The organism is Okibacterium fritillariae (assembly GCF_052783725.1).
In genome coordinates, this window is sequence record NZ_CP199917.1 from 1,670,150 (window position 1) to 1,692,210 (window position 22,061).

At 68.6% G+C, this 22,061-nt stretch carries 18 protein-coding genes; all 18 read left to right on the forward strand.

Going from position 1 to position 22,061, the window contains the following annotated elements; all coding sequences use genetic code 11:
• The first annotated feature begins 1 nt into the window (after position 1).
• The 18 genes from ACUWEX_RS07800 (at position 2) to pyk (ending at position 21,949) form a co-directional block, all read left to right on the forward strand.
• Positions 2-2,182 carry a primosomal protein N' family DNA-binding protein gene (locus ACUWEX_RS07800; protein ID WP_445995868.1) on the forward strand — a complete coding sequence of 727 codons (2,181 nt, stop codon included), beginning with the start codon at positions 2-4 and terminating at the stop codon, positions 2,180-2,182.
• Positions 2,183-2,216: 34 nt separating this feature from the next.
• Positions 2,217-3,182 carry a methionyl-tRNA formyltransferase gene (fmt, locus tag ACUWEX_RS07805; RefSeq protein ID WP_445995869.1) on the forward strand — a complete coding sequence of 322 codons (966 nt, stop codon included), beginning with the start codon at positions 2,217-2,219 and terminating at the stop codon, positions 3,180-3,182.
• Positions 3,179-4,636 carry an RsmB/NOP family class I SAM-dependent RNA methyltransferase gene (locus ACUWEX_RS07810; RefSeq protein ID WP_445995870.1) on the forward strand — a complete coding sequence of 486 codons (1,458 nt, stop codon included), beginning with the start codon at positions 3,179-3,181 and terminating at the stop codon, positions 4,634-4,636. Before fmt ends, ACUWEX_RS07810 begins: the two co-directional genes overlap by 4 nt.
• A 9-nt stretch (positions 4,637-4,645) precedes the next feature.
• On the forward strand, positions 4,646-5,314 hold the full coding sequence (gene rpe / locus ACUWEX_RS07815) for a ribulose-phosphate 3-epimerase (RefSeq protein ID WP_445995871.1): 669 nt from the start codon (positions 4,646-4,648) through the stop codon (positions 5,312-5,314).
• A 24-nt stretch (positions 5,315-5,338) separates the two neighbouring features.
• The gene (locus ACUWEX_RS07820) at positions 5,339-5,602 is read left to right on the forward strand and encodes a phosphoribosyl-ATP diphosphatase (protein WP_079727571.1); all 264 of its coding nucleotides are present in this window, start codon (positions 5,339-5,341) and stop codon (positions 5,600-5,602) included.
• Between the two features lie 44 nt (positions 5,603-5,646).
• The gene (gene hisG / locus ACUWEX_RS07825; protein WP_445995872.1) at positions 5,647-6,486 is read left to right on the forward strand and encodes an ATP phosphoribosyltransferase; all 840 of its coding nucleotides are present in this window, start codon (positions 5,647-5,649) and stop codon (positions 6,484-6,486) included.
• Positions 6,487-6,505: 19 nt separating this feature from the next.
• The gene (gene hisF, locus ACUWEX_RS07830; protein ID WP_445995873.1) at positions 6,506-7,270 is read left to right on the forward strand and encodes an imidazole glycerol phosphate synthase subunit HisF; all 765 of its coding nucleotides are present in this window, start codon (positions 6,506-6,508) and stop codon (positions 7,268-7,270) included.
• A complete protein-coding gene (hisI, locus tag ACUWEX_RS07835; protein WP_079727574.1) occupies positions 7,267-7,683 on the forward strand; it encodes a phosphoribosyl-AMP cyclohydrolase in 417 nt (138 codons plus the stop codon). Before hisF ends, hisI begins: the two co-directional genes overlap by 4 nt.
• Complete coding sequence (locus ACUWEX_RS07840) at positions 7,680-9,212, forward strand: anthranilate synthase component I (protein ID WP_445995874.1); 1,533 nt, start codon at positions 7,680-7,682, stop codon at positions 9,210-9,212. The genes hisI and ACUWEX_RS07840 overlap by 4 nt, the downstream gene beginning before the upstream one ends.
• Positions 9,209-10,045 carry a Trp biosynthesis-associated membrane protein gene (locus ACUWEX_RS07845; RefSeq protein ID WP_445995875.1) on the forward strand — a complete coding sequence of 279 codons (837 nt, stop codon included), beginning with the start codon at positions 9,209-9,211 and terminating at the stop codon, positions 10,043-10,045. Before ACUWEX_RS07840 ends, ACUWEX_RS07845 begins: the two co-directional genes overlap by 4 nt.
• Positions 10,046-10,215: 170 nt before the next feature.
• Positions 10,216-10,446 (forward strand): DUF6704 family protein, encoded by a 231-nt coding sequence (locus ACUWEX_RS07850; protein ID WP_079727577.1) that lies wholly within the window; start codon positions 10,216-10,218, stop codon positions 10,444-10,446.
• A gap of 2 nt (positions 10,447-10,448) precedes the next feature.
• Positions 10,449-11,219, forward strand: a complete 771-nt coding sequence (trpC, locus tag ACUWEX_RS07855; RefSeq protein WP_079727578.1) for an indole-3-glycerol phosphate synthase TrpC — start codon at positions 10,449-10,451, stop codon at positions 11,217-11,219.
• Between the two features lie 3 nt (positions 11,220-11,222).
• Positions 11,223-12,434, forward strand: a complete 1,212-nt coding sequence (gene trpB, locus ACUWEX_RS07860) for a tryptophan synthase subunit beta (protein WP_079727579.1) — start codon at positions 11,223-11,225, stop codon at positions 12,432-12,434.
• The gene (trpA, locus tag ACUWEX_RS07865) at positions 12,431-13,219 is read left to right on the forward strand and encodes a tryptophan synthase subunit alpha (protein ID WP_445995876.1); all 789 of its coding nucleotides are present in this window, start codon (positions 12,431-12,433) and stop codon (positions 13,217-13,219) included. The genes trpB and trpA overlap by 4 nt, the downstream gene beginning before the upstream one ends.
• Positions 13,220-13,299: 80 nt before the next feature.
• Complete coding sequence (gene lgt / locus ACUWEX_RS07870) at positions 13,300-14,271, forward strand: prolipoprotein diacylglyceryl transferase (RefSeq protein WP_445995877.1); 972 nt, start codon at positions 13,300-13,302, stop codon at positions 14,269-14,271.
• Positions 14,272-14,389: 118 nt separating this feature from the next.
• Positions 14,390-18,967: a glutamate synthase large subunit gene (gltB, locus tag ACUWEX_RS07875; RefSeq protein WP_445995878.1), complete on the forward strand. Its 4,578-nt coding sequence runs from the start codon at positions 14,390-14,392 to the stop codon at positions 18,965-18,967.
• Entirely contained in the window at positions 18,960-20,417 is a 1,458-nt protein-coding gene (locus ACUWEX_RS07880; RefSeq protein ID WP_079727583.1) for a glutamate synthase subunit beta, read from the forward strand. The genes gltB and ACUWEX_RS07880 overlap by 8 nt, the downstream gene beginning before the upstream one ends.
• Positions 20,418-20,503: 86 nt before the next feature.
• Positions 20,504-21,949: a pyruvate kinase gene (pyk, locus tag ACUWEX_RS07885; RefSeq protein ID WP_079727584.1), complete on the forward strand. Its 1,446-nt coding sequence runs from the start codon at positions 20,504-20,506 to the stop codon at positions 21,947-21,949.
• Positions 21,950-22,061 lie beyond the last annotated feature (112 nt).

A 22,061-nucleotide genomic window follows, 5' to 3' on the forward strand; every position in this document is an offset into this window, starting at 1 on the left:
CGTGGCCGAACCACTGGCCGACCCCACCGGAGGCTCGGCGTTGCCCGAGACCGGAACGGTCGCCCGGGTGGTCATCGACTCGCCGCTGCCCCAGCTCGACCACCTGTTCGATTACGCGATCCCCGAGAAGCTCCGCGGGTCGGTCGTGCCGGGCGTCCGCGTGAAGGTACCTCTGCGCAGCGCGAACCGCGTCGCAGCGGCCTATGTGGTCGATGTCGTCGAGACGAGCGACTTCGGGGGAGCCCTCACCCCGCTCGACGAGCTCGTCTCCGACGTGCCCGTGCTCACACCCGAGGTCTGGTCGCTGGCGCGCCGGCTGTCCGAGCGCAGCGCCGGGGGAGCGAGCGACATCCTCCGGCTCGCCATCCCCTCGCGACAGGTGCGCGTCGAGAAGGCGTGGAAGGCACGCAGGCTCGAGGCCTCCGGACAAGCACCGGGCTCCGAATCCGATGACACAGCACCGCAGCCCGGCGCTGACACGGATGTCGACGGAGTGACGCGCGTGGAGCCTGTCGCGGATCGCGGCAGAGATGATCATGCAGGAACCGTCGAAGCCGCCGCAGGCGCCGCAGATGTCTCGGACGCCGCAGACGTCTCGGACGGGCTGATCCCGATCTCGGGCTACCGCGACAGCGTGTGGCACACCGTGGCCGGGGGCGGCCGACTGGCGCTCGACGCGGTTCCCAGCCCGCGCGAAACCGCTTCGGGCGCGCCGATCGGCTCCTGGGCACGCACGCTGGCCGAGCTCGCGCACAACACGGTCGTCTCAGGGCGCACGGCGGTGCTGCTGACGCCCGACTATCGCGATCAGGATCAGCTCGAGGCGGCGCTAGCCGATGTGCTGCCGCCCGAACAGATCTCGCGCGTCGATGCGCGGCAGTCGAACGCCGAGCGTTACGCATCCTTCCTCGACCTGCTCGACGACCGCCCGCGCGCGATCGTCGGCAACCGGTCCGCGATCTATGCGCCGAGCGCGCGACTCGGTCTGATCGCCATGTGGGACGACGGCGACCACCTCTACCGCGAACCGCTGGCGCCCTACGTGCACGCCCGCGATGCGGCCCTCGTGCGGCAAGAAGAATCGGGCGCGGCGCTCGTCATCCTCAGCCACGGCCGCAGCGTCGAAACCGAGCGGCTCGTGCAGATGGGGTGGTTCACGGCCGAAGCACCCAAGCCGCTCGTCGCCCCGCGCGTCATCCAGACGGCCCGCCAAGACCAGCCCGACGCCGCATCGGGGGCCGCCCGCATCCCCTCGACCGCGTGGCGCATCGCCCGTGAAGCACTCGAGACCGGGCCCGTGCTCGTGCAGGTGGCGCGCCCGGGATATGCCCCCGCGGTCGCCTGCGCGAACTGTTCGCATCTGGCGCGGTGCCGCGAGTGCCACGGCCCGCTCGGCGTCACGCGCGCCGGAGCCACGCCCGCCTGCACGGTCTGCGGCGCTCTCGCCGTCAATTGGCAGTGCGACACGTGCGAGCACAAGCTGTTCAAGCTCGTCACGCGCGGTTCCGGTCGCACGGCCGAAGAACTCGGCAAGGCGTTTCCCGGCCACACCGTCATCGTGTCGGATGGCGAACGCAACGTGCAGACGATCGATCGACGGGCCTCACTCGTCGTCGCCACCCGCGGCGCCGAGCCGCTCGTCCCGGGCGGCTACGCGGCCGTCCTCCTCCTCGACGGCGAACGCATGCTCGCGGCCGAGTCGCTCAGCATCGCCGAGGACTGCCTCCGCTGGTGGTCCAACGCCGCGGCCCTCGCCGCCCCCCGCGCGCCCGTCGTTCTCACCGGCGTCGCGGGAACGCTCGGCACGGCCCTGGCCAACTGGGATCAATCCGGCTTCGCGCGCCAAGAACTCGACGACCGGCGCGCCCTGCGGTTCCCACCCGCGGTGCGGGTCGTCGCGCTGACCGGCACGGCCGATAGTGTCGATCGCGCCATCGACGACGTCCGCGCCGAACACGAGCTCCCGCCGGGCGCCGTGCTGGGCCCGACGCCGCACGAGAAAGATCAGGTCCGCGCCGTCATCCGCACCGACTATGCGCTGGCCCAGCGTCTCGCCAAATCGCTGCGCGCATCCGTCGTCAAGGCGGCGACGTCGAGACGACGCCCACCCGCCGCCAAGGGTGGCTATCGCCCAGCGCCTACACTGAAAGTGCATTTCGACGATCCGGAGATCTTCCAATGACCGCCCCCGACCATCGCCGACAGGAACCCGCCGCATGAAGATCGTTTTCGCCGGAACGCCCGCCGTCGCCGTCCCCACCCTCGAGGCGCTCGCCGCGAGCGAGCACGAGATCGTGGCGGTCATCACGCGGGCCGACGCACCCGTCGGTCGCAAACGGGTCATGACGCCGTCGCCCGTCGCCGCGGCCGCCGAACGCGCCGGCCTGACGGTGATCAAAGCCAACCGCCTCGACGACGAGGTGACCGAAGCCATCCGATTGCTCGAACCCGACCTCGGCGTCATCGTCGCCTACGGCGGGCTCGTCAAGCGGGCTCTGCTCGACACGCCGACCCACGGATGGATCAACCTGCACTTCTCTCTGCTGCCCCGGTGGCGTGGTGCCGCCCCCGTGCAGCACTCGCTCATCGCGGGGGACGCAGAGACCGGCGTCTCGATCTTCCAGCTCGTGCCCGAGCTCGACGCCGGCGACATCTTCCTGCGGCGACCGCTTCCTGCGCCAGACGATGCCACCGCGGGTGACCTCCTCGACGCCTACGCCACCGAGAGCGTGCCCCTGGTGCTCGACGTCGTCGACGGGATCGGGGCAGGCACCGCGACATCCGAACCTCAGACCGGCGACGTCACGCTGGCCCCGAAACTCTCGGCCGCCGACGGGCGCCTCGACTGGACGACCGCAGCCTCGCATGTCTTCGCGCACTATCGCGGCGTCACCCCCGAGCCGGGTGCGCACACCGAGATCGTGATCGCTCCGGCCGACGACACGACGGCAGCCCCCGCCGAGCCGATCACCACGGTCCTGAAGGTGCTCGCGCTCGCCCGCACGTCCGCCAGAGGCCTCGACGCCGGACGGCTCGCCCTGCACGACAAACGTGTGCACATCGGCACCGGGTCGGGCGACAACCTCGAGCTCGTGCGTGTGCAGCCCGCCGGGCGTCAATCGATGGCCGCCGTCGACTGGTGGCGCGGCCTTCCCAGCGGAGCGGAGATCTCAGCCCGATGAGCGACAACACCCACAGACGTGCATCCCGGCCGGCCGGCCGACAACGGCCCCGCAGCCGCCCGGCCCCCGTCGTCACCGTGCAGCCCGCGCGCCGCGTGGCCTACGGCGTGCTCGCCGCCGTCAGCAGCGACGACGCCTACGCCAACCTGCTGCTGCCCACGGCCATCAAGCGGGCAGCCCTCAATACCGCCGACGCCGGGCTCGCCACCGAGCTGTGCTACGGAACACTGCGGTTGCGTGGCTATTACGACCGCGTGATCGCACTCGCGGCGGGCCGATCGGTCGACGACATCGACCTGCCCGTGCTCGACGTGCTGCGCCTCGGGGCTCACCAGTTGCTGGGCATGCGCGTCCCGTCGCACGCCGCCGTCAACGAGTCCGTCTCGCTAGCGCGCGAGGTCGGGTCACGCTCGGCCAGCGGCTTCGTCAACGGGGTCCTCCGCACGCTGTCTCGCAGCGAAGCCTCCGAATGGAAAGAGAAGGTCCTCGCGCGGGCGAAGAACGCCGACGACCGGCTTGCCATCGAATACGCGCACCCCGCGTGGATCATCCGCGCCTTCCGCCAATCGTTGACCGCCGAAGGGCGCGTCGACGAACTCGAACAGCTCCTCGCGGCCGACAACGACGCTCCCCGCGTGAACCTCATCGCCCTGCCCGGCCTGATCGATGCGCCGGCTGACGCGCACCCCAACGAGTATTCGCCGGTGGGCTTCACTCTCGGCCACGGAGACCCCGACACCACCATCGGTCACGCCGGCGGACGACTGCGCGTGCAAGACGAGGGGTCGCAGCTGGCCGCCCTCGCGCTCAGCCGCTTCGAGCCGATCCGGGCCGGCGAGCAGTGGCTCGACCTGTGCGCCGGGCCCGGTGGCAAGACGGCCCTCCTCGGCGCCGAGGCGCACACAGGCCATGCCCACCTCGACGCCAACGAGATCACGCCGGCGCGGGCCGAACTCGTGCGCCGCGCCATCCGGCCCCTCGCCGAGGTCCCCGAAGTCAGCGAACTCGACGGCCGGCAGATCGGCGAGCACCGCCCGAACACCTACGACCGCATCCTCGTCGACGCTCCCTGCACGGGCCTCGGCGCTCTGAGACGCCGACCCGAGGCGCGGTGGCGCAAAACCGCCAAAGATGTCGCCGACCTCACGGTGCTGCAGGCGTCCCTGTTGACCTCGGCCTTCGACGCCCTCAAGCCGGGCGGCACGGTCGCCTACGTCACGTGCTCGCCGCATATCGCCGAGACCCGCGGCGTCGTCCTGGCCGCCCTCGGGCGCTGGGGGGCCGACGCCGAGCTGCTCGACACGGCGGCCGCCCTGCAACGCATCGCAGTGCACGAGCTCGACCTCGGCGACACGGCGCTCGGCGAGCACGCGGGCACAGTCGCCCAGCTCTGGCCGCACCGCCACGGCACCGACGCCATGTTCGTGGCGCTCATTCGCAAAACCGCACGATAGGGAGACGCCATGACCGCCCGCATCAACCCCAGCATCCTCGCCGCCGACTTCGTCAACATGGAACGCGACCTGCACCGCATCGCCACCGCCGACCTCGTGCACGTCGACGTCATGGACAACCACTTCGTGCCCAACCTCACGTTCGGCCCGCAAATGGCCGGGCGCATCCAGGATGTCTCGCCCATCCCGCTCGACGTCCACCTCATGATCGACAACCCCGAGAAGTGGGCCCCTGGCTATGCCGAGCTCGGCGCCTACTCGGTTACCTTCCACGCCGAGTCGACGACAGACCCCGTCTCCGTGGCCCGGCGCCTGCGGGAAATCGGCGCGCGAGCCGGCCTCGCCCTCAAGCCCGGCACCGACGTCGAGCCCTACCTCGACCTCCTCGCCGAATTCGACCAGGTGCTCGTCATGACCGTCGAACCGGGTTTCGGCGGCCAGTCCTTCATGCCCGAGACCATGCCCAAACTGCAGGCCCTGCGCGAACGCGTATCCCAGACGGGTCTCGACGTGTGGCTGCAGGTCGACGGCGGCATCAGCGAGAAAACCATCGCCATCGCGGCAGAAGCCGGCGCCGACACGTTCGTGGCCGGATCGAGCGTGTTCGGCGCCGAGAACCCCGCGCTGGCGATCGACACGCTACGCCGCGAGGCCGCCGCCCACAAGCACACCGCGTAGCCGCGTTACTAGTAACCTGGGTGAGTGAAGACATTCGACGCCCTGTTCGCTGAACTCAGCCAGAAGGCCATCGACCGCCCTGAGGGCAGTGGCACGGTCCGCGAGCTCGACGGTGGCGTGCATACGATCGGCAAGAAGATCGTCGAAGAGGCCGCCGAAGTGTGGATGGCCGCCGAATACCAGAGCGACGTCGAGACCGCCGAAGAAATCTCGCAGCTGATCTATCACGTGCAGGTCATGATGATCGCCAAAGGCCTCAGCCCGGAAGACGTCTACCGACATCTGTGAGTTCCGCTCACGTCATCCGACTTCTTCTACCCGAAAGTTTTTCCATGTTGCGAATCGCAGTGCCCAACAAGGGCTCATTGGCCGAGACGGCCGCCGTCATGCTCACCGAGGCCGGCTACGCCACCCGTCGTGACCCGAAAGAGCTGCACCTGATCGATGCCCGCAACGGCGTCGAATTCTTCTACCTCCGCCCGCGCGACATCGCCACCTATGTCGGTTCGGGCGCGCTCGACGTGGGCCTCACGGGCCGCGACCTGCTGCTCGACTCGGGCTCGACCGCCACCGAGATCGAGGCGCTCGGCTTCGGTGACTCCACGTTCCGGTTCGCCGGCCCCGAGGGTCGTTTCGCGCAGCTCGACGACCTGCAGGGCGTCCGCGTCGCCACCAGCTACCCGGGCCTCGTGGGCGATTTCCTGCGCAGCGCGGGCGTCGAGGCCACGCTCGTCCACCTCGACGGCGCCGTCGAATCCGCTGTGCGTCTCGGTGTGGCGGATGCCGTCGCCGACGTCGTCTCCACGGGCACGACTCTCCGCAAGGCCGGCCTCGAGATCTTCGGCCCCGTCATCCTCGAATCCACGGCCGTCCTCATCGGCAACGGCGACGAGAAGCCGGGCCTCGCCACGCTGCGTCGCCGCCTGCAGGGGGTCCTCGTGGCCCGCCAGTACGTGCTGCTCGACTACGACCTGCCGGTCGCGCTCCTCGAACAGGCCACCGCGGTCGCCGGCGGCATCGAGTCACCCACCATCTCGCCCCTGCGCGACCCCGAGTGGGTGGCCGTCCGCGTGATGATCAAACGCGAAGAAACCAACGACATCATGGATGCGTTGTACGAACTCGGTGCCCGAGCCATCCTCGTGAGCGCCATCCACGCCGCCAGGCTCTAGCGGGAAGGACACACGCACGATGTCGGTCATCACCCGCGTCATCCCGTGTCTCGATGTGGCCGACGGCCGCGTCGTCAAGGGCGTCAACTTCCAGAATCTGCGCGATGCCGGCGACCCCGTCGCCCTCGCGCGCCAGTACTACGAGCAGGGTGCCGACGAACTCACGTTCCTCGACGTCACGGCCACGGTCGACGACCGCTCGACGACCTACGACGTGGTCGCGCGCACGGCCGAGCAAGTCTTCATCCCGTTGACCGTCGGCGGCGGCATCCGCAGCACCGAAGACGTCTCGAAGCTGCTCGCCTCGGGCGCCGACAAGGTGGGCGTCAACAGCGCCGCCATCCGTCGCCCCGATCTGCTCGACGAGATCTCGGGCGTGTTCGGCGCCCAGGTGCTCGTGCTCTCACTCGACGTGAAACGTTCGGCCGAGCTCCCCTCGGGGTTTGTCGTCACGACGCACGGCGGCCGCACCGAGACCACGCTCGATGCCCTGGCCTGGGCGCGCGAGGCCATCGAGCGCGGCGTCGGCGAACTGCTCGTCAACTCGATCGATGCCGACGGCACGAAAGAGGGTTTCGACCTCGAACTCGTCGCCGCCATGCGCGCCCTGAGTCCCGTGCCCGTCATCGCCTCGGGTGGGGCGGGCGATGTCTCGCACTTCGCCCCCGCCGTGCAGGCGGGCGCCGATGCGGTGCTCGCGGCCAGCGTCTTCCACTCCGGTCAATTGACCATCGGCGACGTCAAACGCTCGCTCCGTGCCGAAGGAATCGAGGTCCGCTCATGACCGATCCGCAGACTGCCGGACAGCTCCCCGACTCGACCGCCGCCGTCGAAGCCGAGATCGCACGCGTCGCATTCGCCGACAACGGCCTGGTGCCGGCCGTCGTACAGCAATACGACACGGGCGAGGTCCTCATGCTCGGCTACATGGATGCCGAAGCCCTGCGTCGCACCCTCATCTCGGGTCGCGGCACCTTCTGGTCGCGCTCCCGCCAGGAATACTGGCGCAAGGGCGACACGTCCGGCCACGCGCAGTACGTGAAGGACGTAAGCCTCGACTGCGACGGCGACACGCTCCTCGTCCGCGTCGACCAGGTCGGTGTGGCGTGCCACACCGGCACCCGCACGTGCTTCGACGGCCGCGACCTGCACGCCGTCAGCGCAGACCGCCCGGTTTCCGAAGGGATCGCATCATGACGACGGGTATGCCGGGCAGCACCACGCGTGCCCAGTTCGACGCTCTCACCGCCGACCACCGCGTCATCCCCGTCGTGCGCGAACTCTTCGCCGACGGCGAGACCCCGGTCGGCGTCTACCGCAAGCTCGCCATCGGCCGCCCGGGCAGCTTCCTCCTCGAATCGGCCGAACAGGGCGGCATCTGGTCGCGCTTCTCCTTCGTCGGCGTCTCGTCGTTCGGCGTGCTCACCCAGGAGGGCGAGACCCCGCGCTGGATCGACTACGGCATGAACGCCGAACGCGCCCTCGGTTCGCTCTACGATGTCCAGCCCCTCGAGGCCATCACGCGCCTGCACGCCCGCTGGCAGACCCCGAAGATCGACGGCATGCCGCCCCTCACGGGTGGTCTCGTCGGCTTCATCGGGTGGGAGGCCATCCGCCAGATCGAGCGTCTGCCCAACCGCCCGCCGCTCGAGAACCGCGTGCCCGGCCAGGCGCTGTGTTTTGCCGCCGACCTCGCGGTGCTCGACCACCGCACGGGCACGGTGCTGCTCATCGCCAACGCGCTCAACGACGGCAGCGAAGCATCCGACGAGCTGTGGGATGCCGCGCAGCACCGCCTCGACGCCATGCAACGCGACCTGGCACAACCGAGCGACGCCTGGCTTGCCGACGTGGATCTCTCGGCCGAGCCCACGCCCCACCACCGCACCGAGCGCGGCGACTTCCTGGCCGCGGTCGACACGGCCAAGCAGCATATCCGCGAGGGGGACATCTTCCAGGTCGTCGTCTCGCAGCGCTTCGATCAGCCGACCGACGCCGAACCCATCGACGTCTACCGCATCCTGCGCACGCTCAACCCGAGCCCGTACATGTATCTGCTCACCCTCGACACGGTCGACGGCGTGCCTTACTCCATCGTGGGCTCGTCGCCCGAAGCGCTCGTGAAGGTGGAAGACGGCCGGGTGTTCACGCATCCGATCGCCGGCTCGAAGCCCCGCGGCGCCACGCCCGAGCACGACGCCGACCTCTCGGCCGAGCTCAGCGCCGACGAGAAGGAACGCGCCGAGCACCTCATGCTCGTCGACCTCTCGCGCAACGACCTGCTGAAGGTCTGCCGCGCGGGCAGCGTCGAAGTGACCGAGTTCATGCGCGTCGAGCGGTTCAGCCACATCATGCACCTCGTGTCGTCGGTCGAGGGCGACCTGCTGCCGGATGTCTCGCCCGTCGACGTCTTCCGTGCAACGTTCCCGGCCGGCACTCTCTCGGGCGCCCCGAAGCCCCGGGCCCTCGAGATCATCGACTCCCTCGAGCCCGCCCAGCGCGGCGTCTACGGGGGAGTGGTGGGGTACTTCGGCTTCGCGGGCGACCTCGACCTCGCCATCGCCATCCGCACGGCCACGCTCATCGACGGCGTCGCCCACGTTCAGGCGGGCGGCGGACTCGTCGCCGACTCGGTGCCCGAATCGGAGTTCCAGGAGTCGGTGAACAAGGCGGCCGCGCCGTTGCGCGCCGTCGCCGTCGCAAACACCATGAAAAGGATCAGATGACCTCCGAGACCCCTCGGCCGGACGACGTGACGCCTGCTGCGCCTGAAGACACCGACACACGCCTCGAACGTGCAACGGCTCGAGCCAAGCGCGTGAAATACCTCTCGCTTCTCGGCCTCGTCGTTCTCAGCGCCCTGTCCCTGCTCGCGTGGACTCAGACCTGGTTCACGGCTCAGCTCTCGCAGACACAGAACTCGCCCGTCGTCGGCATCATCGATGTCTCGGGAGAGGTCGCGGCCCCCGCGCTCTCGGCCCTCGCCCTCGCCGGGCTGGCCCTCACGGCCGCCCTGGCCATCGCCGGCGTCCTGTTCCGCTACATCCTCGCGGTGCTCAATATCCTTCTGGGCGTCTGCATCGCCCTGTCGGCGTTCCTCGCGCTGCAAGACGGTGTGCGGGCCTCCGAGCCGGCCGTCACGCAGGTCACGGGCATCGCGGGCCACGAGTCGGTGCGCACGATCGTGAGCTCCGCCATCCCCACCGCGTGGCCCATCATCACGCTCGTCCTCGGCATCGGTTTCGTGCTCGTCGGCGCTCTCGTCCTGGCCACGGCCCGTCGCTGGCCGAGCTCGTCGAAGCGCTATCGCACGGTCGCCGTCAACACCGCGGATGCCGCCACCGACGCATCCTCGGCCGCTGACGGCCCCTCCGCCGACGTCGGCTCCCGGGGGCCCGGCTCCCACGGCCACTCGGCGTCCGCGGCGTCATCGACCGGCGCCCCCGTCTCCACCGACGGCACCACGCCCGAGGCTCCGGCGTCCGCCGACGGCAACCCCCGCATGGACCCCGTCGACAGCTGGGACGAACTCACCCGCGGCGACGACCCGACCCGCTGAGTCCGCCCCTCGCGCTGACCCCATCGGCTCAACGCGGCGAGGTTCTCCAACGGATGCCCGTCGCTCTCCACAGGCCGTCGCGCCCGACTTTCCCCACACCTCGCGTCACTGTCTCGCCCCCGTTTCACAGCCGGTAGAGTAGATCGCGCAATCATCGATGAAGGAGTTTCATGAGCAGCGAGTCAATTGATATGGGACACGGCCACTCTCCGGCCGCCTGGATCTCGGTGACGGTGATGCTCGTCGCGTTCGCCGTCGGAACCCTGTTCTTCGTCCTCGACATGCCTCTCTACGTGGTCATCTGCGCGGGTGTCGTCCTGATCGGTGGCCTCCTCTGGCCCATCCTCGCCAAAATGGGCTACGGCGTCGGCGGCGCCAAGTACACCTCGAAAGGTCACTGATCGTGCTCGCCGACCTCATGGCCGGCGCAGCTGAAGACGCCGACGCGCGTCGCGCGGTCATCCCGCTCGCCGCTGTCGAGGCCGAGGCTCTCGATCAGCCGGCAGCCCTCGACGCCCGTGAGGCCCTGCGCCGTGGACCGAACGTCAAGATCATCGCCGAGGTCAAGCGCGCGAGCCCGTCTCGCGGCGACCTCGCCGACATCCCCGACCCGGCCCTGCTCGCTTCGGCTTACGAAGAAGGCGGCGCCAGCGCGATCAGCGTGCTCACCGAGGGCCGCAAGTTCAAGGGATCGCTCGACGACTTGCGGGCCGTGCGCCAGCGCGTCTCCATCCCGGTGCTGCGCAAGGACTTCATCTCCCAGCCCTACCAGGTGTTCGAGGCGCGTGCCGCCCGGGCCGATCTGGTGTTGCTGATCGTCGCGGGCCTCGGCCAGACGGAGCTCGCCGAGCTCTACGCGCTCGTCGGCGAGCTGGGCATGACGGCACTTGTCGAGACCCACTCGGCCGAAGAACTCGACCGCGCGCTCGAGATCGGTGCCGACGTCATCGGTGTCAACGCCCGCAACCTCAGCACGTTCGAGCTCGACCCGTCCCTCTTCGGCACACTCGCGCCGCGCATCCCCGACGGCGTCATCAAAGTCGCCGAGTCCGCGGTGCTCCAGCCGGCCGACGTCGCACGCTATCGTGCCGACGGCGCCGACGTCGTCCTCGTGGGCGAAGCACTCGTCACGGGCGACCCCATTTCCACCCTCACGCAATTCTTGGCGGTATAGACCATGGCACTTCGGCAGCAGACCGGCCCCTACTTCGGCGACTTCGGCGGGCGGTACGTGCCCGAATCGCTCGTCGCGGCGCTCGACGAGCTGACCGAGGCGTGGGAGCAGGCAAAGAACGACCCCGCCTTCCAGGCCGAGCTCGACGAGCTTTTCGCCACCTATGTCGGGCGTCCGTCGCTCATCACCGAGGTGCCCCGTTTCGCGGAGCACGCCGGGGGAGCCCGCATCATCCTGAAGCGCGAAGACCTCAACCACACGGGCTCGCACAAGATCAACAACGTCCTGGGCCAGGCCCTGCTCACGAAGCGCATCGGCAAGACGCGTGTCATCGCCGAGACCGGCGCCGGCCAGCATGGCGTCGCCACGGCAACGGCCGCTGCCCTGTTCGGCCTCGACTGCGTCATCTACATGGGCGAGGTCGACACCGAGCGCCAGGCCCTCAACGTGGCCCGCATGCGCCTGCTCGGCGCCGAGGTCGTGGCCGTCAACACCGGTTCTCGCACCCTCAAAGACGCCATCAACGACGCCATGCGCGACTGGGTCACCAATGTCGAAGACACCAACTACATCTTCGGAACGGTTGCCGGCCCGCACCCGTTCCCCGAGATGGTGCGCGACCTGCAGAAGATCATCGGCGAAGAGGCCCGCGAGCAGGTGCTGGCCCTCACGGGTGCGCTGCCGACCGCGGTCGTCGCCTGCGTCGGCGGTGGCTCCAACGCCATGGGCATCTTCCACGCCTTCCTCGACGACGAAGACGTGAGCCTGTGGGGCTACGAGGCCGCCGGTGACGGCGCCGAGACGCCCCGCCACGCCGCAACGATCACGAAGGGTCGTCCCGGCGTGCTCCACGGCGCCCGCAGCTTCCTGCTGCAAGACGAAGACGGCCAGACCGTCGAGTCGCATTCGATCTCCGCGGGCCTCGACTACCCGGGCGTCGGTCCCGAGCACTCCTGGCTGTCGAGCATCGGGCGCGCCAACTACCGTCCGATCACCGACGCCGAAGCCATGTCGGCCCTGCGCCTCCTCAGCCGCACCGAGGGCATCATCCCCGCCATCGAGTCGGCTCACGCCCTCGCCGGGGCCCTCAAGCTGGGTCGCGAACTCGGGCCCGACGCCGTCATCCTGATCAACCTCTCGGGTCGCGGCGACAAAGACATGGAAACCGCGGGTCGCTACTTCGACCTCATCGACCAAGGAGCCGAACAATCGTGAGCGCCGTCGCCACCGCCCTGCAGAAACGCCGCGACGAAGACCGCGGGGCCCTGATCGGCTACCTCCCGGCCGGTTTCCCCACCATCGACGACAGCGTCGAGGCGGCCATCGCCATCGCCCGCAACGGCGTCGACGTGATCGAGCTCGGCCTGCCCTACTCCGACCCCGTCATGGACGGTCCGGTCATCCAGGCCGCCACGCAGCAGGCGCTGGCCAACGGTTTCCGCCTGCGCGACGGCTTCGAGGCCGTGCGGCGCATCACGCAGGAGGTCGACACCCCGGTCCTCCTGATGACGTATTGGAACCCGGTCGTGCAGTACGGCGTCGAGCGCTTCGCCGACGACCTCGTCGAGTCCGGCGGCGCGGGCTTGATCACGCCCGACCTCGTTCCCGACGAGGGCGGCGAGTGGATCGATGCCTCCGCCCGCACGGGCCTCGACCGTGTCTTCCTCGCCGCGCCCTCCTCGTCCGACGAGCGCCTGCGGCAGGCCATCGATGCCAGCCGCGGCTTCGTCTACGCCGTCTCCACGATGGGCATCACGGGCGCCCGCAGCGACGTCGACCAAGCCGCCCGCACGCTCGTCGAGCGCCTGCGCGAGGCCGGCGTCGAGAACACGTGCGTGGGCCTCGGCATCTCCACCGCCGAGCAGGTGCGCGAGGTCAACGAATACGCCGACGGCGCCATCGTCGGCTCGGCCCTCGTCAAGGCGCTGGCCGACGGGGGAGTCGCCCGCGTGGCCGACGTCGCCCGCGAACTCTCCGAGGGCACCTACCGCGGTCGCTGACCCGTCATCCTCGCCGATGCTCTGCCAGTAGAGTTGATCCCGCACAACCCACGAACACTTCCCGAAAGGTGCAGAGCTAGGTGAACCTCCCGCTGAGCATCCCGAGTCCCTCCGTCAGCTACTTCCAGGTCGGGCCGCTGCAGATCCACTTCTACGCTCTGTGCATCCTCGCCGGCATCATCGCGGCCGCACTGTTGACCAACTACCGCCTCAACAAGCGCGGCGCCGAACGCGGAATCATCCTCGACATGATCCTGTGGACGGTTCCGTTCGGCATCATCGGTGCGCGCGTCTTCCACGTGCTCACGCACCCCAACGACTACTTCTTCCCGGGTGCCGAGTTGTGGAAGGTCATCGCCATCTGGGAGGGCGGCATCGCCATCTTCGGCGCGCTCATCGGTGGCGCCATCGGCGCGTACATCGGCTGCCGCGTGCTCGGCCTGCGCTTCTGGACGTTCGCGGATGCCCTGGCCCCGGGCCTCCTGCTCGCCCAGGCATTCGGCCGCTTCGGCAACTACTTCAACCACGAGCTCTTCGGCACCCCGACGAACGGCTGGTGGGGCCTCGAGATCGAGAGCTCCAACCCCGCCTACCCGATCGGTCTGCCCGATGGCACGCTCTTCCAGCCCACGTTCGCCTACGAGGTCATCTGGAACCTGCTGGGCGTCGCCGTCATCCTGCTGCTCGAGCGAAAACTCGGCCTGCAGTGGGGCAAGGTCCTCGCCGTCTACCTGATCTGGTATGGCCTCGGCCGCATCGTCTGGGAGTCGATTCGCATCGACCCGTCCGAGATCTTCTTCGGCCTGCGCGTCAACGTCTGGGCCGCCATCTTCGCCGTCGTCGCGGGCATCCTGATCTTCGTCGTGCAGTCGCGGCGACACACGGGCCTCGAGCCGAGCGCCTATGTTCCGGGGCGCGAATTCAACGCCACCGCGGCTGGGGTAGACTCCAAGAACACCGATGCGGGATATGTCGATCTCAGCGAGCCTGAAGACACGAAGCCGGATTCGGACGCAGCCGTTGCCACAAGCACGACAGGCTCACACAAATAACGGTTAGGTTCACCCCGATCCCCTTCCCGAGGCACCACTCTGATGCGGTGCCACGTCCCTTCGGCGGGCCACAGGCGTCCCTCCGGTTGTTTCTCCCTTGTCGTGAGGACGGTCAGTTATGACGCATTCCCCCACATCACACACTTTCTCGCAGGTGCCGGCCCAGCAGGGCATGTACAACCCGCGGCACGAGAAAGACGCCTGCGGCCTTGCCATGGTGGCGACGCTGCGCGGCACCCCCGGGCACGACATCATCGATGCCGCCCTCGACTCACTGCGCAACCTCGAACACCGCGGGGCCATCGGCTCCGACGCGGGAACGGGTGACGGCGCCGGAATCCTGACGCAGATCCCCGACGAGTTCCTGCGCGCGGTCACCGACTTCGAGCTGCCCGAGATGGGGCACTACGCCGTCGGGCTGGCCTTCCTGCCCCTCGACGAGCACGCCCGCGGCCAGCTCAAGGCCGACATCGAGGCCATCGCCGACTCCGAGAACCTCCAGGTCCTGGGCTGGCGTCTCGTGCCCACCGCACCCGACAACCTCGGCAAGCTGGCGCGCAAGGCCATGCCGGTGGTCGAACAGCTGTTCGTCACGAGCCGCTACCACGACCACGACGGTCAGACCCTCGCGGGCATCGCGCTCGACCGCCAGACCTACCGCCTGCGCAAACGTGGCGAACGCGAGCTCGACGCCTACTTCATCTCGCTGTCGAGCCGCACCCTCGTCTACAAGGGCATGGTCACGACGCTGCAGCTCGAGCCGTTCTACCCGGACCTGTCCGACGAGCGTTTCGCGTCGAAGCTCGCGATCGTGCACTCGCGCTACTCGACCAACACCTTCCCGTCCTGGCGCCTCGCACAGCCGCTCCGCATGATGGCGCACAACGGTGAGATCAACACCGTGCAGGGCAACCGCAACTGGATGCGCGCGCGGCAGTCCCAGCTCGAATCCGAGTTGATCGGCGACATCCGCCCGTTGCTGCCCATCATCACGCCCGGGGCCAGCGACTCGGCCTCGTTCGACGAGGTCCTCGAACTCCTCACCCTCACGGGCCGTTCGCTCCCGCACGCCATGATGATGATGGTTCCCGAGGCGTGGGAGAAGCAGAACGGTCTCGACGACGAACTGCGCGACTTCTACGAGTTCAACAGCATGCAGATGGAGCCGTGGGACGGCCCCGCCGCCCTGACCTTCACCGACGGCACGCTCGTCGGTGCCACGCTCGACCGCAACGGCCTGCGCCCCGGGCGCTGGCTCGAGACCACCGACGGCCTCATCGTCCTCGGCAGCGAGATCGGCGTGCTCGAGGTCGACCCGTCGCGCATCAAGCGCAAGGGACGCCTGCGCCCCGGCCGCATGTTCCTCGTCGACACCGAGGCGGGCCGCCTCATCGAAGACGACGAGATCAAGACATCCCTCGCCGCCGCGCAGCCCTGGGGGGAGTGGCTTGACAACGGCCGCATCCACCTGAAAGACCTGCCCGAGCGCGAGCACATCGTGCACACGCCTGCGTCCATCACGCGCCGCCAGCGCACCTTCGGCTACACCGAAGAAGAGGTGCGCATCCTGCTCACGCCCATGGGCAAGAACGGCGCAGAGCCGCTCGGCGCCATGGGGTCTGACACGCCCATCGCGGTGTTGTCGAAGCGTCCGCGCCTGCTGTTCGACTACTTCGTGCAGCAGTTCGCGCAGGTCACGAACCCGCCGCTCGACAGCATCCGTGAAGAGGTCGTCACCTCGCTGAAGCTGGGCCTCGGGCCCGAGCGCAACCTGCTGTCGTGGGGCCCCGAGCACGCGCGCCAGGTGGTGCTCGACTTCCCGGTCATCGACAACGACGAGCTCGCCAAGGTGCAGCACATCGACCCGACGGCCGGTTCACGCACCACCTACACCGTGCGTGGCCTCTACCGCGTCGAAGACGGCCCCGACGCCCTGCGCGACCGGCTCACCGAGATGTGCCACGAGGTCGATGTGGCGATCACCGAGGGCGCCAGCTTCATCGTGCTCTCCGACCGCGACTCCAACCGCGACCTCGCCCCCATCCCGTCGTTGCTCATGATGGCGGCCGTGCACCACCACCTCATCCGCGCGGAGAACCGCATGAAGGTGGGCATCATCGTCGAGGCCGGCGATGTGCGCGAGGTGCACCACGTGGCCCTGCTGATCGGCTACGGCGCGTCGGCGGTGAACCCCTACCTGGCCATGGAAAGCTGCGAGCACCTCGTGCGCAGCGGCATGATCGAGGGCGTCACGCCCGAGAAGGCCGTCAAGAACGTGATCTACGCGCTCGGCAAGGGCGTTCTCAAGATCATGTCCAAGATGGGCATCTCCACCGTCTCGTCCTACGCCGGTGCGCAGACCTTCGAGGCCGTCGGTCTCGCCCCCGACTTCATCGACGCCTACTTCACGGGCACCGAGACGAAGCTCGGCGGCGTGGGCATCGACGTCATCGCCGAAGAGAACCTGCGTCGCCACCGCGTCGCCTACCCGCACAACACGGCCGAGCACTCCCACGAGCGCCTCGAAACGGGTGGCGAATACCAGTGGCGTCGGGATGGCTCACCCCACCTCTTCAACCCCGACACCGTGTTCCGGCTGCAGCACTCCACCCGCAATCGGCGCTACGACATCTTCCGCGAGTACACGTCGATGATCGACGGCCAGGCCTCCGAACTCATGACCCTGCGCGGCATGTTCCGGTTCGCCGACGGCAAGCGCCCGCCCGTGCCGCTCGACGAGGTCGAACCGGTCGAGTCGATCGTCAAGCGTTTCTCCACGGGTGCCATGAGCTACGGCTCGATCTCGAAAGAGGCGCACGAGACGCTCGCCATCGCCATGAACCAGCTGGGCGCGAAGTCCAACACGGGTGAGGGCGGCGAAGACGTCGACCGTCTGCTCGACCCCACGCGTCGCAGCGCCATCAAGCAGGTCGCGTCGGGACGCTTCGGCGTCACGAGCATGTACCTGACCCACGCGGATGACATCCAGATCAAGCTCGCGCAGGGCGCCAAGCCTGGCGAAGGTGGCCAGCTGCCGCCGGCCAAGGTCTACCCGTGGGTCGCTCGCACGCGTCACGCGACCGCCGGCGTCGGCCTCATCTCGCCGCCCCCGCACCACGACATCTATTCGATCGAAGACCTCAAGCAGCTCATCTTCGACCTGAAGCGGGCCAACCCGTCCGCGCGCATCCACACCAAGCTCGTGAGCCAGTCGGGCATCGGCGCGGTTGCGGCGGGCGTGGCAAAGGCGCTGAGCGATGTCATCCTGGTGTCCGGCCACGACGGCGGAACGGGCGCGAGCCCCCTCAACTCGTTGAAGCACGCGGGAACGCCGTGGGAGCTGGGCCTCGCCGAGACGCAGCAGACGCTCATGCTCAACGGCATGCGCGACCGCGTCGTGGTGCAGGTCGACGGTCAGATGAAGACCGGCCGCGACGTCATCATCGGCGCGCTGCTCGGCGCCGAGGAGTTCGGTTTCGCGACCGCCCCGCTCATCGTCGAGGGCTGCATCATGATGCGCGTGTGCCACCTCGACACGTGCCCGGTCGGCGTCGCCACCCAGAACCCCGTTCTGCGCCAGCGCTTCAACGGCAAGCCCGAATTCGTCGTGACCTTCTTCGAGTTCATCGCCCAGGAGGTGCGCGAATACCTCGCGGCCCTCGGTTTCCGGTCGATCGAAGAGGCCGTCGGCCACAACGAGATGCTCGACATCCAGGATGCTCTGCACCACTGGAAGGCGTCCGGAATGGACCTCGCGCCCATCCTCGTCGGCCCCGAGTTCGACGACGACGAGCCCCGCACGCACGCCCGCAACCAGGACCACGAGCTCGACAAGCACTTCGACGTCGAACTCATTCGCCGCAGCCACGACGTGCTGGAGAACGGCGGTCAGGTGCGCATCGAGCTCCCCATCCGCAACACCGAGCGCGCGGTCGGCACCATGCTCGGCCACGAGGTCACGGTGCGGCACGGCGAGCACGGCCTGCCCGAGGACTCGATCGAGGTCGTGCTGAGCGGTTCGGCGGGCCAGTCGTTCGGCGCGTTCATGCCCTCCGGCATCACGCTCCGCCTGCACGGTGACTCCAACGACTACGTCGGCAAGGGTCTCTCGGGTGGCAAGATCATCGTCCGAGCCCCGCAGGGGAGCGCCTTCGTGCCCTCGGAGAACGTCATCGCCGGAAACGTGATCGGCTACGGCGCCACCCAAGGCAGCCTGTTCCTGAACGGCATCGTGGGCGAGCGTTTCCTCGTGCGCAACTCGGGTGCCACCGCGGTGGCCGAGGGTGTCGGCGACCACGCCCTCGAATACATGACGGGTGGGCTCGCGCTCATCCTGGGCCCGACGGGCCGCAACTTGGGTGCCGGTATGTCGGGCGGCACGGCCTACGTGTTCGACCTCGACCCGCAGAACGTCAACACGCAGTCGCTCGACAGCGGCGAGCTGCAGCTGCTGCCCCTCGGTTCCGCGGATGTCGCCATCGTGCGCGACCTGCTGGAGCGCCACCACGCCGAGACGGAGTCCGAGCTGGCCGCGCGCCTGCTCGCCGACTTCGATGCCACGGCAGAGAAATTCGTCAAAGTATTGCCCCGCGATTATGCAGCCGTGCTGCAGACGCGCGAAGACGCCGAGCGCGAGGGTCTCGACCCCGACGGCGACATCGTGTGGGGCCGGATCATGGAGGTAACCGGTGGCTGACCCGAAAGGCTTCCTCAAAGTCACGGAACGCGAACTGCCGAAGCGGCGTCCCGTTCCCGTTCGACTCATGGACTGGAAAGAGGTCTATGAGCAGAACGATCCCGCTCAGGTGCGTCGTCAGGCCGGGCGCTGCATGGACTGCGGCATCCCGTTCTGCCACCAGGGTTGCCCGCTCGGCAACCTGATTCCCGAATGGAACGACCTGACGTGGCGCGGCGAGGGTCGCGACGCGATTGAGCGTCTGCACGCCACGAACAACTTCCCCGAGTTCACCGGCCGACTGTGCCCGGCGCCGTGCGAGTCGTCGTGCGTGCTCGGCATCAACCAGCCGGCCGTGACCATCAAGCAGGTCGAGGTCTCGATCATCGACCAGGCGTTCGCCAACGGCTGGGTCGACTCGCACCCGCCGGAGCGCCTCACGGGCAAAACCGTCGCGGTCGTCGGCTCGGGCCCAGCGGGCCTGGCCGCCGCCCAGCAGCTGACGCGCGCCGGTCACACCGTGGCGGTGTATGAGCGCGACAACCGCATCGGCGGACTGCTGCGCTACGGCATTCCGGACTTCAAGATGGAGAAGAAGCACCTCGACGCGCGCCTCAAGCAGATGACCGACGAGGGCACGCGTTTCCGTGCCGGCGTCAACATCGGCGTCGACATCACGTGGGACGAACTGAAGGCGCGCTACGACGCCGTCGTCGTCGCCACGGGCGCCATGGTGCCGCGCGACCTGCCCATCCCCGGGCGCGATTTGCCCGGCGTGCACTTCGCCATGGAATACCTCGTCCAGGCCAACAAGGTCGGTGCGGGCGACGACGTGGCCGACCAGATCACGGCCGAGGACAAGCATGTCGTGGTCCTCGGCGGCGGCGACACCGGTGCCGACTGCATCGGCACGGCGCACCGCCAGGGAGCGGCCTCGGTCACGAACCTCGCGATCGGCACGCAGCCCCCGTCGGAGCGCACCGACGCCCAGCCCTGGCCCATGATGCCGACGCTCTTCGAGGTCGCCAGCGCCCACGAAGAGGGCGGCTCGCGTGAATACCTCGTATCGACGGTTGAATTCTTGCCGAACGCCGCGGGCGAATTGCGCGCCATCCGTGTGGCCGAGACCGAGTTCGTCGATGGACGCCGCGTGCCGAAGTCGGGCACCGAGCGCGAGATCCCGGCCGACCTGGTGCTCCTGGCGCTCGGCTTCACCGGCCCCGAGAGCGACCAGCTCGGCGACCAGCTCGGCGTTCCCTTCGACGGCCGCGGCAACGTGGGCCGCGGCGACGACTACCAGACGAGCGAAGAGGGTGTGTTCGTGGCCGGTGACGCCGGCCGTGGCCAGTCGCTCATCGTCTGGGCCATCGCCGAGGGCCGCGCGGCAGCCGCCGCCGTTGACCGCTACCTCGAGGGCGAAACCGAGCTCCCCGCACCCGTGAGGCCGACGGACCGGGCCATCTCGCTCTAGACTTTCCCCGGCGGTCGTTCGCGGTCGCCACCCACCCCAGCAGCCAGACGCGCCGCTTCGGCGCAGAAGCACGGAGAAACCCCAGTATGAGACGAGCCAAGATCGTCGCAACCCTCGGACCGGCAACATCGAGCTATGAGAACATCAGAGCCATCATCGATGCCGGTGTCGACGTGGCGCGCATGAACCTCAGCCACGGAAGCTACGACGTCCACGAGGCCGTCTACGCCAACGTGCGCAAGGCCGCTGCCGACGCCGGCAAGCCCGTCGCCGTCCTGGTCGACCTCCAGGGTCCGAAGATCCGCCTCGGCAAGTTCGAGGGCGGCCCCTACCACCTGGCCGAAGGTGACATCTTCAAGATCACCATCGAAGACATCGTCGGCAACAAGGACATCTCCGGCACCACGTTCAAGGGCCTGCCCAACGACGTCAAGCCGGGCGACCCCCTGCTCATCGACGACGGCAAGGTCACGCTGCGCGTGCTCGAGACCGACGGAACGGTCGTCACGACCGAGGTCGTCGTCCCGGGCCCCGTGTCCAACAACAAGGGCATCAACCTGCCGGGTGTCGCGGTCAACGTTCCCGCCCTGAGCGACAAGGACGAAGCAGACCTCCGCTGGGGCCTCAAGCTCGGCGCCGACTTCATCGCGCTGTCCTTCGTCCGTAACGCCTCCGACATCGTCCGCGTGCACGAGATCATGGCCGAAGAGGGTCGCAAGATTCCCGTCATCGCCAAGATCGAGAAGCCGCAGGCCGTTGACAACCTGGAAGAGATCATCGACGCCTTCGACGGCATCATGGTCGCCCGCGGTGACCTCGGTGTCGAGCTTCCCCTCGAGGCCGTCCCGATCGTGCAGAAGCGCGCCGTCGAGCTGTGCCGCCGCATGGCGAAGCCCGTCATCGTTGCCACGCAGATGCTCGAGTCGATGATCAGCTCGCCGCGTCCGACGCGCGCCGAGACGTCAGATGTCGCGAACGCCGTCCTCGATGGCGCCGACGCCGTCATGCTCTCGGGCGAGACCAGCGTGGGAGAATTCCCCGTGATCACGGTCGAGACGATGGCCAAGATCGTCGAGTCCACCGAGATCCACGGCCTCGACCGCATCGCCCCGCTCGGCACCAAGCCGCGCACGCAGGGTGGCGCCATCACGCTGGCCGCCGCCGAGGTCGCCGACTTCGTCGAGGCCAAGTTCCTGTGCGTCTTCACCGAGTCGGGCGACTCCGTGCGCCGCATGACGCGTCTGCGTTCGCAGATCCCCGTGCTGGGCTTCACGCCCGACGAGGCCATCCGTCGTCGCATGTCGCTCATCTGGGGTGTCGAGAGCATCCTGGTCGAGCCCGTCTCGCACACCGACGCCATGTTCGGTCAGGTCGACGACGAGATCCTCGCCAAGAAGCGCGCCAACGTGGGCGACAAGGTCGTCGTGATCTCGGGTTCCCCTCCCGGAATCGCCGGCTCCACCAACGACATGCGCGTGCACAAGGTGGGTGACGCCCACCACGAGGCGGCTCCGGCCTACGCCAAGAACTAGCGCTGTCAACGACGAAGGCGGGACATCCTCGGATGTCCCGCCTTCGTCATTGTCGCTGCGCCTCGCCGGCTCGCTGCCCTGCTGTTCCTGCTGCCCTGCTGTCCCGCGGCCT